Raw genomic sequence first — 15,353 nt, 5'->3', positions numbered from 1 at the left:
ACTTATCACTGTTGTGGAGGTGGCGCTCCTGGAATTAATCTACTGGCGCGATCGCATTCAATTTCAGCAACTGGAATCTTATTCCCTGAATTACTGGTTACTGCAACTGGTTCAATTCGACAAGATTTTCTTAAGTAATAGCCCCGTGGGTTAGAACTTGGGCCGCTCCAAATACTTAATAAGTCTAATATATATCCAGATTTAGTATTAGCTACACGCGGTTCAACGCGCCATAAATCCTTCTCTTCATATTTACCCAAGTTTTTTTGAATTACTCCCCTACCCAGAGTCCCTACCCGCTGTTTTGCATCTAGCAACCATTTCTCTACTTCCGACCAAGATGTTTTGTCTATTTGTTCTTCTACTATTGGTTGAAGTCTCTCTAGAATTACAACCCCATTTTGTGGGATTTTTAATCGTTCTTCTGTTCTGACAACAAAGGTACTACGTTTAAAAGTATCTGCCTGCAAACTTGGATATTGTTGAAACCAATGATCCATCACAAAATAAAACTGAATCCAGCAACTTAGCAGCATACTACTAGCAACTAAAATTATGATTCTTTGGCGGTCTTGGGGCTTAGGAATTCTCGCTTTAGCATCAGTGTCGGTTCCTTCAATAAATTCTGGTATTGCCGTAATCAGTGCCGAAATTGTCGGCCAAAAAACGATTATTCTTGGTGTAATTACTTCCTCTTGATTTCCAAAGGCAAAAACACTCACTAAGAATCCAGTAATCACTGCCCCAACTGGCATAAATGTACCAGGAACCCTCAAAGGATCTTGAGTTGTATACCAAGCTGTGCCTGAAATTAAAAATAACCAACCGAAAAAGGCAATAATATCTTTGACATAGCCTGTAGCCAAAGATGAAAGCACCCAAGAAAAGACACTCATATAAATAAATGTCTGCCAAGAGTAAGCTTTGGGTGGAACTAATAATTTTCTAATTCCCGCATACAGCCCTTCAGCAAATTTAAAAAAACCAAATACATCTTTAAGTAGCGTATTCATATTCCTCCTTCCACCTAATCACTCACTTGTCTTCCTTTTAATGAAGTAAAACCCTGCTATTTTGCTCGAAACAATAAAATAATAGTTATAGCAGTATAGCTAAGAGAATTCGCTATTAGTATAGTCGTTACCAAATTGGTACTTTGTAATCTCAGATTGCTAAAAGTACTCCATCGCCGCCGTTGAGATATTGGAGCTTCCTCTTCTTTTTTCGCAAATGATTCATTTAATGATAGTAGCAATACCTTTAAAATGAAAAATTTCATCACAAAAGTAGCAAAGAAAATTATAAAGGCGGTTAAGATTATGAAAGTTTGTGTATTGGGTGCTTTAAAATTATTAAAAAACATATAGTTAATTAATTCCGATCTCACCTCTATCGGCAACATTGGTTCTGCTACAAAAAATATTAACCAACCAATTACACTAGAAAAAAGATTGAGAGAAATAGCATAAAAAATACTGGTTTTTTTGTCAAATTTTAGTCGATAGTGCAAAATATACGCTTCGATAGGAATGGCAATTAGTACAAATAAAAAGTCAAACAGAACTCCACCAATGGGAAAAATTCTCGGAAGCATCCAATTCTCAGGCATAACATAGTCAAGGGTAAGGTTTAACTGTAGAGAGTATAACTGGGATAGTGAGGGTGATGGGGGAAATTATCATATTGTTCTTGTCCTTTATTATGCTGGTATGCCACTACTCCCTGATTGATATTGTTAATACATCAAGCTGAACCTTATACGGACGCGCTAGCGGGGTAGTTTCTCTACTAAGATTACAAGACGTTAGGTAAGATTAAAGACTGCAACTTATAGCTTTTCAATATATGACAAGGAACGGTATTGGTATTCGGACGGCGCAAGTGCGTCAGGAACGCCTCATTGGTCAAATTCACGTCTACGATGGACTGGGTAAAGGCAAGTCTCAAGCTGCTTTGGGGGTGGTTTTGCGCTCTATTGGCTTGGGGATAAATACGCCTAGCGATTCTAACCGGGTTTTACTGCTGCGATTTTTAAAAGGGCCGGAACGTGATTATGACGAAGATGGCGCGATCGCAGCTTTGCAGCGTGGGTTTCCCCATTTAATAGACCAGGTTCGCACTGGGAGAGCCGAATTTTTTGGCCCAGAAGAAATTACCACCTTTGACCGAGCTGAGGCGATGCGGGGTTGGGATGTAGCCAAAGGTGCGATCGCTAGCGGTTTATATTCAGTTGTCGTCTTGGATGAAATTAACCCCGTTCTGGATTTGGGTTTGCTACCAGTGGATGAAGTGGTAAAGACATTAAAATCTAAACCCCAAGAGTTAGAAATCATCGCCACCGGACGCGCCGCACCGCAAAAGTTGCTTGATATTGCAGATTTGCATTCAGAAATGAAACCTCATCACCATCCAACAGCCAAAGCCCTCTTCCTGGAAGGGATTGAAATTTATACTGGTGCTGGGAAAGGTAAGTCTACTAGTGCATTAGGCAAAGCCTTACAGGCCATTGGTAGGGGAATCAATCATCCAGGGTCTACCCGTGTGTTAATTATGCAGTGGCTTAAAGGTGGTACTGGCTACACAGAAGACGCAGCGATCGCCGCCTTGCAGCAATCATATCCAGAAGTAGTGGATCATCAGCGTTGTGGTGGCGATTCCATTGTCTGGCGCAATTCCCGGCAAGAATTAGACTATGTAGAAGCCGAGCGGGGTTGGGAAATCGCGAAAGTTGCGATCGCCTCTGGAATGTATAAAACTATTATTCTCGATGAACTCAACCCCACTGTTGATTTAGAATTACTCCCCGTTGAACCCATTGTTCAAGCTTTACTCCGCAAACCCCGCGACACTGAAATCATCATCACTGGCCGCTGTCAAAATCAGCCGGCGTACTTTGACTTAGCTAGCGTTCATTCAGAGGTTTATTGCCACAAACACTATGCAAATCAAGGTGTAGAACTTAAACGAGGGGTAGATTTTTAGGCGTTGCTGATTAGCTTCCCCATCCCTTAAAAGGTGAGTTTGCATTTTCAAGAGATAGAAAATGTGTGAAGTTTGGCGCACTAGCGGGAGTTTTTACTTCTGGGGAGGATGAGATTTTGTACAAAGCGATCGCGTCCTGCTGCCTTTGCTTGATATAATGCCCGATCTGCTGCGGCAATCATTTCTTCCAAGTCAGAATCTAGCTGAGGAATTTCTGTCGTAAACCCGACACTAATGGTTACATGAGGACTAACTTGGGAATTTTTATGAGGTATTGCCAGTGTGCGGACAGCATGGCAAATTTCCTCGGCAATATGAGTCGCCCCCTCGGTGTCTGTGTTAGGTAAAATCACAGCAAATTCTTCCCCACCATAACGGGCAACTAGATCGCCGGGACGTTTAATAATATCTTTAATGGCTTTAGCAATTTCTTGAAGACAGCGATCGCCTACCCGATGCCCATAAGTATCGTTATATAATTTGAAGAAATCAACATCACAAAGAATCAGCGAAAGCGGCCGTTGCTCCCGTTTTAGGCGCTGCCACTCTTGGTTAAGATACTCTTCAAACCGTCGGCGGTTAGCTACTTGAGTTAATCCATCAATAGTAACTAATCGCTGTAATTCCAGATTAACGGTTTCTAGTTTTTGCTGTAACTGAGATTGGTGAATCAAGCGTTTTACCCGTTGTCGCAAAACTGGCCAGTGAATCGGTTTGGTTACATAGTCCATTGCCCCCACTGCAAATGCCCGATCGACTGACTCTTGATCCTCAAGTCCTGTAATCATTAAAACTGGAGTGTGTTTACTACAATCAAGAAGTTCCAACTCAGTGCAACACTCAAACCCATCCATATCTGGCATTATGGCATCAAGAAGTATTATGTCAGGGTGCTGTTGGTTAAAAGCAGTTAAAGCTTCCCTACCATTTTGAGCTTCCACTATTTTATAGCCTTCTCGCTCCAAGAAATGCCGCAGGATCATGCGGATAAAAGGTTCATCATCAACAATTAGAACTAAAGATTGGCTTTCTTGAGCAGTGGCATTCATGGCGTTTCCTTCGCAAGTTCTTTTTCTAAGGCTGTTCTAACTTGTTCATACTCCTGGTATAGTTGCGAGAGTGATTCTACGCTGTTTTCTAATTTACTGCTGCGTCCTTGGGCTTCTAACACCCTGCAAAGCTGCGCTAAGGCCATCGCTCCGATAAAGCCACTGCTAGACTTGAGTTGGTGGGCTGCCTTCCATATAGTTTGGGCATCCTGAGTTGCGAGCGCTGTGCTAATATTTTCCACCAGTTTCGCTGTCTCTGTAAGATAACACTCAATCAGTTCAGAAAATATAACACTATCTCCTCTGACCATATCCCGCAAGGATTTCAGAATATTGAGATCAATTTTGGCGTTTTTTAATGTCTGGTTTTGCCCTTCTTGGAGGATATTTTGCGAAGTTTGCAATTCTTTGGACATCACTCGATCTTGTTTGACTATGGAAGGGAATTCAATACTTCTTTGACGTGGGCATTTGCTGAGTGCTTGAGCTAAATCTTGAAACTGAATAGGTTTGCTAATATAGTCATCCATACCAGCAGCAAGACAGACTTCGCGATCGCCCCGCATCGCATTGGCAGTTATTGCAATGATATAGGGGCGAAAACCCGCTTCCCATTCTTGACAAATTCTCCGGGATGCTTCTAACCCATCCATTTCAGGCATGTGGATATCCATCAGCACTAGGTCATAAGGCTGTTTTTGCAAAGCCTTGAGTACTTCTACTCCATTGGTGACGACATCCGCCTCATAACCCATTTTCTGTAACATCAGTAAAGCAACTTTCTGATTAACAACCGTATCCTCTGCTAGGAGAATCCGCAGTGGCAATCGATGGGCTAAATGCCGATCTACCAAGGGAAAATGAGAAATACTGGCTGGGATCGGCTGATTTCCCAAAACACGGGTAATAACATCGTAGAGTTGAGACTGTTTAATAGGTTTGGTCAAAGAGGCAGCAAACTGGACATCACCAAAGTCAGAGAAAGTTTCTCCTCTACCCAAAGAGGTCAGAATCACTAAAGGTAGATTTTGACAACCAGATTGTTTGCGGATTTGACAAGCTAGGGTTATGCCATCTATTTCCGGCATTTGCATATCTAAAATGGCAATATCAAACTGTGTTCCCTGAGCAAGTTGAGCTAAAGCTTCTTCACCTGATTTAGCAGCATAAGTTTCCATTTTCCAAGACTCTGCTTGCAAGCTGATAATTTGGCGGTTGGTCAGATTGTCATCTACAATCAACAGGCGCTTTCCTTCAAACTGCATCGGCGAATTACTAAATTCACCTTGCTCTGATACAGCAGGCACTTGGGCTGTAATGGTGAAGTAGAATGTTGAACCTTGGGAAGTGTAAGGAGATGATAATAATTTTCCACTTTTCCATCTAGGGCTAGGATTGCCACCAACAAATCCTTGACTTTCTACCCAAAGAGTGCCGCCCATCATCTTACTTAGCCGCTTGCTGATGACTAGTCCTAGTCCTGTGCCGCCATATCGTCGAGTCATGGAGACATCAGCCTGAGTGAAGGGGTGAAATAAGCGCTCTATTTTCTCTGGTGTGATGCCAATACCTGTATCTTGGATAGCAAATTGAATTTCGTAGAGAAGTTGCTCTTGGACAAGAGGTATTGGGGATCGGGGATCGGGGACTGGGGACAGGGAAGAAATTTCTCGATCCAAATCCCCATTACCCCTTATCTCCAGAGGTGGCACCGAGTTCCCTAATCCCCGATCCCCATTCCCCAGTTCAACAGATAGTACAACTTCTCCATGTTCAGTAAACTTAATCGCATTGTTGAGGAGATTCATTAAGACTTGGCGCAGACGTGTCATATCGCCGATAATCTGGGTGGGAACTTGCGGATGGATTAGGTAAGCTAGTTCAATGTCTTTTTGGGCAGCTTTAGGGGCTAATAAAGAAATAGCCTGTTCTACACAGGCTCTCAAATCAAAAGGCTGTTCTTCTAATTCCAGCTTTCCCGACTCAATTTTAGAGAAATCTAGAATGTCGTTGATGATGGTGAGCAAAGCATCTCCGCTACTGCGAACTGTTTCCACAAATTCTTGTTGTTGGGGCGTGAGGTCAGTATCCAGCAGTAGATCGGTCATGCCAATAACAGCATTCATTGGAGTCCGAATTTCGTGACTCATCATCGCTAAAAACTCACTTTTTGCCCGATTTGCGGCTTCTGCCTGACGTTTTGCCTGCTCTAAGGCAAAGTTTTTCAAAGTAAGTTCTTCCCGTTGGCGCGTTTCTTGTTCCAGTAAGTAAGCCTGTGCTAAAGCAATACCCAGTTGAGCCGCCACTGCTTCTAGTAATTCGATTTCGTCTTGTGTCCACTGGCGAAAATAGCTGCACTGATGTAAGCCGATCGCACCATTGGGTTCTCCTTGATAGGAGGTGCGGATTGACAGCATAGACTTGAGTCCAATTTCTCGGCAGGTAGGTTCAACTCCCTGGAGTAAAGGATCGACGTAGACATTTGGAGAAGCGATCGCTATTTCTTGTGCCATCATCTGCTCAACATGTGGATTGTTGGTCATAGGAACTTCCAATTTCAACATGGAGCAGTAACCGGGAAGTATATTATACTCTGCTACTAAGGGAATTCGGGGTGTGGGGTCGCTAATGTAAGAATGAATCAGACAGCGTTCAACTCCAAATGCTTGGCCAATTTGGGTAGCAGCCGTCTCAAAGATTTTGCTGGTATCAAGACTTTGACGAATTTCCTGAGTAATTTGTTCAAGTAGTAGGGTTCGATGCAATTGCCGTTGCAGTGCAACTTTTGCTCGTTTGTTTTCGGTAATGTCATGATTTATCCCAATCGTGGCAACAGTTTCTCCGTGTTCATCCTGTAAAGAGACTACAGTTGTTTCGCAAATTCTCTCACTGCCATCTTTACGAATAAAGTATATTTCCTCTGACCAGCGTCCTTGCTGGTTGATTGTTTCGAGAATTTTGGTGCTTAATGTTGCGGCTACTTCTGGCTGATGCAAAATACTGACATGTTTAGCCAAAATCTCGACTTTGGTATAACCAAACATGCTTTCGGCAGCAGGATTCCAGTCAATAATATTTCCGGTTAAATCTGTGATAATTACGCCATCATGCATATTTTCAAAAGTGAGGGCTTGCCGACGCAAACTAGCTTCAGCTTGCTTGCGGTGGCTAATATCTGTCTGAATTCCAATAAAGTGGCTTAAGTTGCCATTTTCGTCATGGATAGGAGAAATACTCAACTCATTCCAGAACAAATTACCATCTTTTCGATAGTTGCGGAGAATAACTTTGCAACTTGTTCCAGCTTGAATAGATAAGCGTAGTTCATTGAGTGCTGATTGCTGGCTATCTGTGCGTTGCAAAAATCGACAGTTTTGCCCAATCACTTCATTAGCACTGTAGCCTGTTATTTGCTCAAAGGCATAGTTGACGTAAATAACTGGATTGCAGGCGAGTCTAGCATCGGCAATAATAATTCCATTACTGGTAGCAGCAAGTGCCCTTTCCCTGAGTCTCAAGGTTTCTTCAACCTGCTTTAAATCAGTAATGTCAAACATAAACCCCCTCAACATCGTAGCAGTTCCTGCTTCCTCAACTACGCTAACAACGTCTCGCAGCCAGACAACTCGCCCATCGACTGCTAACATCCGGTACTCCAATTCGTAATTCTCGCACCTAGCAGTTGCTTCTCGGCAAAAACGAATGGACTTTTCCTTGTCATCTGGATGCAGATGATCGCTCCAAAAGTTTTCTTCGTACCATTCTGCGATCGCATAATTTAACAAGCTTACTGCTTGCGGCCCAACGTAAGTAAATCGCCAAGTTTTCAAGTCTAATTCCCAAGGGATAACCTTGACAGTCTCTAGTAACCGTCGCAGACGGTTTTCGCTACCGCGCAGGTCAATTTCTACCTCTTTCTGTTTAAAAATCCTGTGAGTTAACTCCTGATTTATTGCTGTTATATGCTGGTTACTTGCTTTCATAGTTAGAGCAAAACATATTGATAATGTCAGTGTAGCAACAAGCAATAAGCCTGCTATCAATACTACTTGTGTTAACAACCCCGGAGTTTGGATGGAAAGTCTCTGCCAGAGTAGGACTACAGACATTGAGAAGAGAATCCCTAGCAACAGAGCTAGTAATTTTCGTTTGCGGAAAAATATCACAGCTTTTAACCAGTCATATCGGTGCTGTTTGACCATTTTTTAACCCTCCAGCACTTTCAGGGTTAGCTTTTACTTTTAAGTAATCTGAAATATCAATGGCAAGGGGGCAATTACGGAAGTTTGTTAATATATAATATTGGTAGAAAAATTTAATAACTTCTGGTTCTACTTAACTAAGTAGCCGAGAATAAATCGAAGTAATTTAAGTAATGTAAAAATCTTGAAATTAGTTTGTAGTAAGCACTTTAGTATTTACTGGAAACCCTTAAAATTAGCTTGACAATATGCTCGTTGGTAACATCCAGAATTTTGAAGTGAAGGGTGAATTGCCATCTGGAGTTTTAAGCAATGTCTTTGAAGGGCTACGCCTACACATTTTTAATTCTTTGCGATCGGATTAAGAGCAAGGGTTAAAGGGATTAAATCATCCCACGGCGACGAAAACATCGTTTGTCTGACTACATCCTACCGCGATCGCGACGCGACGCTATGGTTTTCTTGAATTGCTGTAGGAAAATTAAAGTCATTAGTCATTAGATACTAATGACTAATGACTAATGACCAATGACCAATGACCATTACCTGTAGTTTAAATCACAGCTTCTTCGCGTTGACAATCAAAAACAACCATGTAGGAAGCATTTGGTATTTCCTGGGGGAGATGACGCATATAGCCATCGGCATCAGAACGGCTGCGGAAGCGAGCAACAATTTCCCTTTGCGTATTAGGAACTAGACGAGCGATCGCCCAAGAATTGAGACGTTCTTTATAAGCAATAGCTTGATTGTCTGATTTAGAAGCTTGGTTATCCGTATTTTCTGGCATAATGATGTTATCCGTATGAAGTTTAATGAAAGGCGTTAATTAGTTTCTAAGTAGGAATGCACCAACGCTTTTTTTTATGCTGCTGCCACCTTGTTATTCGATTATTAATAAGTTGTCAACACTGAGCGCTATATTTTAGACCAACTAAGTTGTTATTTTCAGATAGCTATGAATCTCAAAGCCTTAATTTGCAATTGTTTTCAGCACACAATAATGCTCAAGCAGAAAGTTCGGCAAATATTGGGTTTACATGATTTGTATCCATACACACAGGTAAAATCAGTATCAGTGCTAAAACTAACAACAATGTCTTAAAAAAGACTATCAAAGACTCATCAGAGGATGAACATTAACGTGCATAAGATTAATGGGCGTGGGCACACTTCTAATTTTCGATGAGTACGATGCCTAGGTTGGGCTGCACACCTACGGTAAAGCTATATTGCGAGCATTTACGTTTTTTATTTTGTAGTTATTTGAGAATACTTAAAATTTAATAATTTATTTAGATAGTAAAAAATGAATTTTTATTCATGTTTACAGTATAGCTTTTTGAACAATATATAGTGTAATCGTTTAGGGACTTCCAATTAAAAAAATATCCAATTTTGTAGGGTGCGTTAGCGACAGCGTAACGCACCGCCAGATATCTCGGTGCGTTACGGCTTTCGCCTAACACACCCTACTGTATATTTTATTTTTTGGAAGTCCCTTAATTAAAAATATCTTGACTAATTGCTATAAACAAAGTTAAAATTCCTCCGGTAAAATTATAGTTGTGATAATGGAAATACCATTTGTAACATCAATCATTCAAAAAGTAGCAAAGGAAATAGGAGCAGTAGTTTTAGTAAACCCAGAATGCACCTTTATGGGACTGATTACCTTTAAAAACGGGAATAAAACTTTTTTTCGGACTACCAGATTTAGTATTAATTCATCTGGTTCAGTAGCAATAGCTAAAGACAAAAGTGTTTCGAGCTTTTTTTTAAATAGCTTCGGCTACAAAGTTACTGAGGGAAAAACATTTTTCAGTGAAGAACTATGCGAAGAAATAGCTAACATTAGGAATATAGATGCAGGATTCTATTATGCTAAAGAGTTAGGTTTTCCCGTAATCGTAAAGCCAATCAATCTCAGTCAAGGATTATTTGTTACAAAGGTTCATAATAAGCAAGAATACTATCAAGTAGCCAAGAAAATCTTGCAAAAAGTCTCTGGATTTATTGTTGAACGATTTTATAGTGGCAATGACTATAGAATTGTGGTACTTGATGATGAAGTCGTTTCGGCATATCAAAGAATTCCTTTATTTATAACGGGAGATGGTCAATCTAATGTTTTAGAACTCATGCAGCAAAAACAGGAAAGTTTTATCAAAAATGGTAGGAAAGAAATTATAGATTTTGAAGATTACAGAATAAAAAAAAACTTGCGAAGACGGAAGCTAAATTTTAGTAGCGCGATCCCTAAGAATAATATTGTTTATCTTTTAGATAATGCAAATTTATCGACTGGGGGCGAGGCAATAGACTTTACAGAAACTGTCCATCCTGATTTTAAAAAATTAGCAGTAAGTATTACAAAAGATATGGAACTGAGATTAGCAGGTGTGGACATTCTTACTAGTGATATAACCTCACCAATCGTAGATTATACAATTATTGAAGTAAATGGCGCTCCTAGCTTAACTCACTACGCATCATTTGGTGAAGTTCAGACCCAGAGGGTAGAAAATCTATATCTCAGAATTCTCAAAATACTTGAAAACGAGAATAATAGAGAAAAGTAATGATTTTGGGTGGATACGGAGCAATTCCTACTCCTATTTAGTTATCTTTTCATCACTCCTTATCTAATAGGGATTCAAATTCAGCTTGTAAGGCTCTTATATCCGCCAATCTGGTGACTAGTAAATTATCTTTACCAGCATCACTTAAACGTACTTTCCAATAACGAATACTATCTGAGTTGTTCAACCAAAACTGAATCACGGTATCTACTACTCGATCTAGATTCCAACCCCATTTGGCTGGTACTGATTCTACCGATTCTATAAACGTATCTAGTGTACAGGTATGCATTCCCAAGTATTCCACTCCTTGGTATGGTGGTTTTTGCCCATTTTGCTGCTGGTGATTAAAAAATTGCAAAAGTGGAGATACTCCTACAATATCAAAAGTGTATTTCATTTTAGTACTCCCAGTTTTAACTTACTTGCAGGAAAGATTTATTTTTTTAATATAATGTCTGACAAGTAACTAAAGCATCTAGAAAAAGTATGGTTTTCGTCTATATCATAGGCATTAAACCTCAGTCAAAAATTAGCACTAACAAGCCGAGAGTGCTAATTTTTTTTTGATAGTTTGATTTATTATTAAAGAGTTTGAGGTATTAATATAAGATGGTTCCCAGTTTGCGGGCTAAGGTAGATTTACCAGCACCCCCAGAACCAATAAATTAAAATTTTCTTCACGTTATGTTTGCATCTCCCTTTTCAAGCTCAAGAGGGTAAGCATTGCTCACCCAAATAACCGTCTTCAGGGCAACTCAATCCGCCGCTACAATAGTACCACTAGAAGGATTATGCCGAAATAGTGATATTATGACGACTGCTACAACTGTAAAAACTGAATATGAAGCGATTATTGGTCTAGAAACCCATTGTCAGCTGAGTACCAACACCAAGATTTTCTCTAATAGCTCTACGGCCTTTGGTGCTGACCCAAATACTAACATTGACCCGGTTTGTATGGGTTTACCTGGGGTCTTACCCGTACTCAATGAAAAAGTATTAGAATACGCTGTCAAAGCTGGTTTGGCACTGAATTGTCAAATCGCTAGATATAGCAAATTTGACCGGAAACAGTATTTTTATCCTGACTTACCCAAAAATTACCAAATTTCTCAATACGATCTACCGATCGCAGAACATGGTTGGTTAGAAATAGAATTGGTAGATGCTGAGGGGAATCCCAGCCGCAAACGTATTGGCATTACACGTCTGCACATGGAAGAAGATGCAGGAAAATTGGTACATGCAGGTAGCGATCGCCTTTCTGGTTCTTCCTATTCTCTAGTAGACTACAATCGCGCAGGTATACCATTAGTCGAAATTGTCTCGGAACCCGATCTGCGTTCTGGATTGGAAGCTGCTGAATATGCCGAAGAGATACGCCGGATTGTCCGGTATCTCGGCGTGAGTGACGGGAATATGCAAGAAGGATCTCTGCGCTGCGATGTCAACATTTCTGTACGTCCAGTGGGACGAAAGGAATTTGGTACCAAGGTAGAAATAAAAAACATGAACTCCTTCAGTGCCATCCAACGGGCGATTGACTACGAAATTGAGCGCCAAATTGCCGCCATCGAAGCAGGCGCGAGCATCATCCAAGAAACTCGCCTGTGGGAAGAAGGCGCTCAACGTACAAGTAGTATGCGGATAAAGGAAGGTTCTAGCGATTATCGCTACTTCCCCGAACCAGATTTAGCACCAATTGAGGTGACGGATGCTCAATTAGAGCAATGGCGTAGCGAAATACCAGAATTACCAGCCCAAAAACGCCATCATTATGAAAATGAGTTGGGGCTTTCGGCTTATGACGCGCGAGTGTTGACAGAAGATCGTCCAGTAACGGAATATTTTGAAACTGCGATCGCATCTGGAGCAAATCCCAAAGCTGCTGCAAACTGGATTACTCAAGATATCGCCGCCCACCTTAATAAGCAAAAACTCAGTATTACTGAAATTGGACTGACTCCCACCAATTTAGCTGATATCATCACTCGCATTGAAACAGGCAAAATTAGCAATGCTCAAGCTAAAGAAAAGTTGCCAGATTTGCTCAGTGGGATTTCTCCTGAAAAAGCTTTTGCAGGTCTTGAGTTAATCAGCGATCCTAGTGTACTAGAACCCATCGTCGATGGAGTCATAGCTGCTAATCCCAAAGAACTAGAAAAGTATCGCAACGGTAACACCAACCTTAAAGGCTTCTTTGTCGGACAAGTTCTGAAAAAGACAGCTAAACGTGCCGATCCGAAGCTGACTAATGAATTGGTGGAAAAAAAACTGAACGCCTTGTAATTCGTAATTACTGTTCAGTAAGAGTTTTAGACATTTTACAAGTCATCTCTCAAGTCAACTTTATTGGGTGAAGGGCAAAGGAGAAGAGGGGAGTTGCAGTAAGTCTTTTCCAATGCCCAATTCCCAAGTAAGTATTTTATCGGTGTTTCTTCATCAAATCTTCATATAAAAATTGGTGACAACCCGCATACCTAAAATGATATAGTGTGGTAAGTAGATGCACCCTGATGATCTGGAGAGCTGCCTAAGTAGCTCTCTTTTTTATTTTGTTTCACAGTTTTTATGGAGAAGCTTCATCAATTCTTATAAAAAATCTTAATAAATAAGTATTAACCCTTAAGTAAGAAAATATATATCGGAATAAAAAGATGCACCGTAACGATCTGGAGAGCTACTTAGGAGCTCTCTTTTTTCATATAGGATTACTATTTGATTTTTGAACGAAATTAGGTATTGTAGAGGAGCCAGTGCGTTGCGGAGGTTCCCTCCGTTGTAGCAACTGGCGTTGGGTTAGAACAGAGTTTGTAACGCACTCTTATCAAGGGTTTGATGCCGTACTCTCCGTGCTAACAGATCCTACGGATATTTTCAGAAATCAAATCGGAAGGCTATATTTGTCTTTCGTCATAAGAAAGGTAAAAACAATTATGCTAATCGCCAACTGGTGCATTATTATTGCCATCAGCAAATAAACTCACAATGAAGATTAAGGATTGGGGGAAATTCCTAACTCCTGTACAGACGCGATTAATCGCGTCTCTCCTAACTCAACACTTTGCTAAAGCACAAATTGACCTATCCAAACTGATAGTTGTAAGGACGAATAATGGCAGATTGGCAAAAAATAACAGGTGGTGTCACAGCACCAAGGGGGTATCAGGCGGCAGGAATTACCGCAGGGTTGAAACCTTCGGGGTTGCCGGATTTAGCTTTGATATTCTCAGAGGTGGAAGCGATCGCAGCTGGTGTCTTCACCACTAGTCAAGTTAAAGCTGCCTGTGTAGAATATTGTCGTCAACGCTTGCAAGCCAAACATAGCACTCGTGCGATCCTTTGTAACGCTGGACAAGCAAATGCCGCTACAGGTAATCAAGGCTACCTTGATACCTTAGAGTCTGCTCTGGCAATAGCCCAAGCACTGAACATCTCGTCTGAATCTGTCTTATTGGCTTCTACTGGGGTGATTGGTCAAAGAATTAAGATGGATGCTTTGCGAAGCGGAATTCCGAAAGTAGTAGCAGCACTATCAGAAACAGGCTCAGATGCCGCAGCCGGAGCGATTATCACTACAGATTTGGTAACAAAATCCATTGCCCTAGAGACAACCGTAGGCGATGCCTCCGGCGGGCTGCGCCAACGCCCAGTACGAATTGGCGGCATTGCCAAAGGTTCCGGCATGATTCACCCCAACATGGCAACCATGCTAGCATTTGTTACTTGTGATGCTATGGTTTCGCCAGCCCTTTGGCAACAAATGTTAGCAAGGGCGGCTGATAGAAGCTTTAATTCCATCACAGTGGATGGTGATACCAGTACCAACGACAGCTTAATCGCCTTGGCAAACGGTCAATCTCGCACCCCAGCAATTACAGAATGGGGTGCAGAAGCAGAGAAATTAGAGGCCATGTTAACAGCAGTTTGTCAGCATTTAGCCAAAGCGATCGCTCGTGATGGTGAAGGTGCAACCTGTCTAATAGAAGTGGAAGTAACAGGGGCCCATGATGAACTCTCAGCCAGACAAATAGCCAAAACTATCGTTGGTTCATCCTTAGTTAAATCTGCAATCTTTGGACGAGATCCCAACTGGGGACGTATCGCCGCCGCCGCTGGACGTGCAGGTATACCTTTTGAACAAGAAAACCTGCAAATTAAGTTAGGGGATTTTTTAATGTTGGAAAACGGACAACCCTTAACTTTTGATCGTGCAGCAGCGAGTGCTTATTTGAAAAAAGCGGCGATAGGTGCTTATCTCCAAGAGGATACGGTGTTAATTTCTGTTAATGTTGGCAATGGTTATGGTGTCGGTAAAGCTTGGGGTTGTGATTTGAGTTACGACTACGTGAGGATTAACGCCGAATACACTACTTAAACTTCTCACATCTATTTACTAGGTTGAGAAAACCATAACTAATTATTTGTGCAGAAGTTACGAACAAAAAGATCCCTGACTTCTTGAAGATGTCGGGGATCTGAGCTTTTCAGTCGAGAGCAAATCAAATAGGATTGTTATATAAATCATAATCCCA

Annotated in this window: 10 protein-coding genes; 4 read left to right on the top strand and 6 right to left on the bottom strand. The window is 41.2% G+C overall.

Annotation, left to right across the window (positions count from 1 at the left end):
• Positions 1-5 precede the first annotated feature (5 nt).
• Both fraD and fraC read right to left on the bottom strand, forming a co-directional pair.
• Complete coding sequence (fraD, locus tag CDG79_RS15265) at positions 6-1,013, bottom strand: septal junction protein FraD (RefSeq protein ID WP_094342877.1); 1,008 nt, start codon at positions 1,011-1,013, stop codon at positions 6-8.
• 56 nt (positions 1,014-1,069) lie between these two features.
• The gene (fraC, locus tag CDG79_RS15260) at positions 1,070-1,609 is read right to left on the bottom strand and encodes a filament integrity protein FraC (RefSeq protein WP_094333395.1); all 540 of its coding nucleotides are present in this window, start codon (positions 1,607-1,609) and stop codon (positions 1,070-1,072) included.
• A 236-nt stretch (positions 1,610-1,845) separates the two neighbouring features.
• Between fraC and CDG79_RS15255 the strand changes: the two genes are divergently transcribed.
• Positions 1,846-2,982: a cob(I)yrinic acid a,c-diamide adenosyltransferase gene (locus tag CDG79_RS15255; protein WP_094342876.1), complete on the top strand. Its 1,137-nt coding sequence runs from the start codon at positions 1,846-1,848 to the stop codon at positions 2,980-2,982.
• 80 nt (positions 2,983-3,062) lie between these two features.
• Here CDG79_RS15255 and CDG79_RS15250 read toward each other — a convergent pair whose 3' ends face one another.
• The 3 genes from CDG79_RS15250 to CDG79_RS15240 all read right to left on the bottom strand — a co-directional run bounded on the left by CDG79_RS15250 (position 3,063) and on the right by CDG79_RS15240 (position 9,023).
• Positions 3,063-4,031: a response regulator gene (locus CDG79_RS15250; protein WP_094342875.1), complete on the bottom strand. Its 969-nt coding sequence runs from the start codon at positions 4,029-4,031 to the stop codon at positions 3,063-3,065.
• Entirely contained in the window at positions 4,028-8,233 is a 4,206-nt protein-coding gene (locus CDG79_RS15245; RefSeq protein WP_094342874.1) for a PAS domain S-box protein, read from the bottom strand. Before CDG79_RS15245 ends, CDG79_RS15250 begins: the two co-directional genes overlap by 4 nt.
• A 553-nt stretch (positions 8,234-8,786) precedes the next feature.
• On the bottom strand, positions 8,787-9,023 hold the full coding sequence (locus CDG79_RS15240) for a hypothetical protein (protein WP_094342873.1): 237 nt from the start codon (positions 9,021-9,023) through the stop codon (positions 8,787-8,789).
• A gap of 784 nt (positions 9,024-9,807) precedes the next feature.
• Between CDG79_RS15240 and CDG79_RS15235 the strand changes: the two genes are divergently transcribed.
• On the top strand, positions 9,808-10,815 hold the full coding sequence (locus tag CDG79_RS15235; protein WP_094342872.1) for a cyanophycin synthetase: 1,008 nt from the start codon (positions 9,808-9,810) through the stop codon (positions 10,813-10,815).
• Positions 10,816-10,867: 52 nt separating this feature from the next.
• Here the strand turns inward: CDG79_RS15235 and CDG79_RS15230 are convergent, their stop codons facing one another.
• Positions 10,868-11,215: a hypothetical protein gene (locus CDG79_RS15230; protein WP_094342871.1), complete on the bottom strand. Its 348-nt coding sequence runs from the start codon at positions 11,213-11,215 to the stop codon at positions 10,868-10,870.
• 413 nt (positions 11,216-11,628) lie between these two features.
• Between CDG79_RS15230 and gatB the strand changes: the two genes are divergently transcribed.
• Together gatB and argJ are read left to right on the top strand one after the other, a co-directional pair.
• Positions 11,629-13,107: an Asp-tRNA(Asn)/Glu-tRNA(Gln) amidotransferase subunit GatB gene (gene gatB / locus CDG79_RS15225; protein ID WP_094342870.1), complete on the top strand. Its 1,479-nt coding sequence runs from the start codon at positions 11,629-11,631 to the stop codon at positions 13,105-13,107.
• A gap of 826 nt (positions 13,108-13,933) precedes the next feature.
• Positions 13,934-15,196 carry a bifunctional ornithine acetyltransferase/N-acetylglutamate synthase gene (gene argJ, locus CDG79_RS15220; protein WP_094342869.1) on the top strand — a complete coding sequence of 421 codons (1,263 nt, stop codon included), beginning with the start codon at positions 13,934-13,936 and terminating at the stop codon, positions 15,194-15,196.
• Positions 15,197-15,353: the final 157 nt, after the last annotated feature.

Source organism: Nostoc sp. 'Peltigera membranacea cyanobiont' 232 (assembly GCF_002245985.1).
GTDB lineage: Bacteria > Cyanobacteriota > Cyanobacteriia > Cyanobacteriales > Nostocaceae > Nostoc.
This window is presented reverse-complemented; position numbering and strand designations above follow the sequence as displayed.

Coding starts and splice junctions, on each gene's coding strand:
- fraD (WP_094342877.1), bottom strand. CDS start 1,013: ATGAATACGCTACTTAAAGATGTATTTGGTTTTTTTAAATTTGCTGAA.
- fraC (WP_094333395.1), bottom strand. CDS start 1,609: ATGCCTGAGAATTGGATGCTTCCGAGAATTTTTCCCATTGGTGGAGTT.
- CDG79_RS15255 (WP_094342876.1), top strand. CDS start 1,846: ATGACAAGGAACGGTATTGGTATTCGGACGGCGCAAGTGCGTCAGGAA.
- CDG79_RS15250 (WP_094342875.1), bottom strand. CDS start 4,031: ATGAATGCCACTGCTCAAGAAAGCCAATCTTTAGTTCTAATTGTTGAT.
- CDG79_RS15245 (WP_094342874.1), bottom strand. CDS start 8,233: ATGGTCAAACAGCACCGATATGACTGGTTAAAAGCTGTGATATTTTTC.
- CDG79_RS15240 (WP_094342873.1), bottom strand. CDS start 9,023: ATGCCAGAAAATACGGATAACCAAGCTTCTAAATCAGACAATCAAGCT.
- CDG79_RS15235 (WP_094342872.1), top strand. CDS start 9,808: ATGGAAATACCATTTGTAACATCAATCATTCAAAAAGTAGCAAAGGAA.
- CDG79_RS15230 (WP_094342871.1), bottom strand. CDS start 11,215: ATGAAATACACTTTTGATATTGTAGGAGTATCTCCACTTTTGCAATTT.
- gatB (WP_094342870.1), top strand. CDS start 11,629: ATGACGACTGCTACAACTGTAAAAACTGAATATGAAGCGATTATTGGT.
- argJ (WP_094342869.1), top strand. CDS start 13,934: ATGGCAGATTGGCAAAAAATAACAGGTGGTGTCACAGCACCAAGGGGG.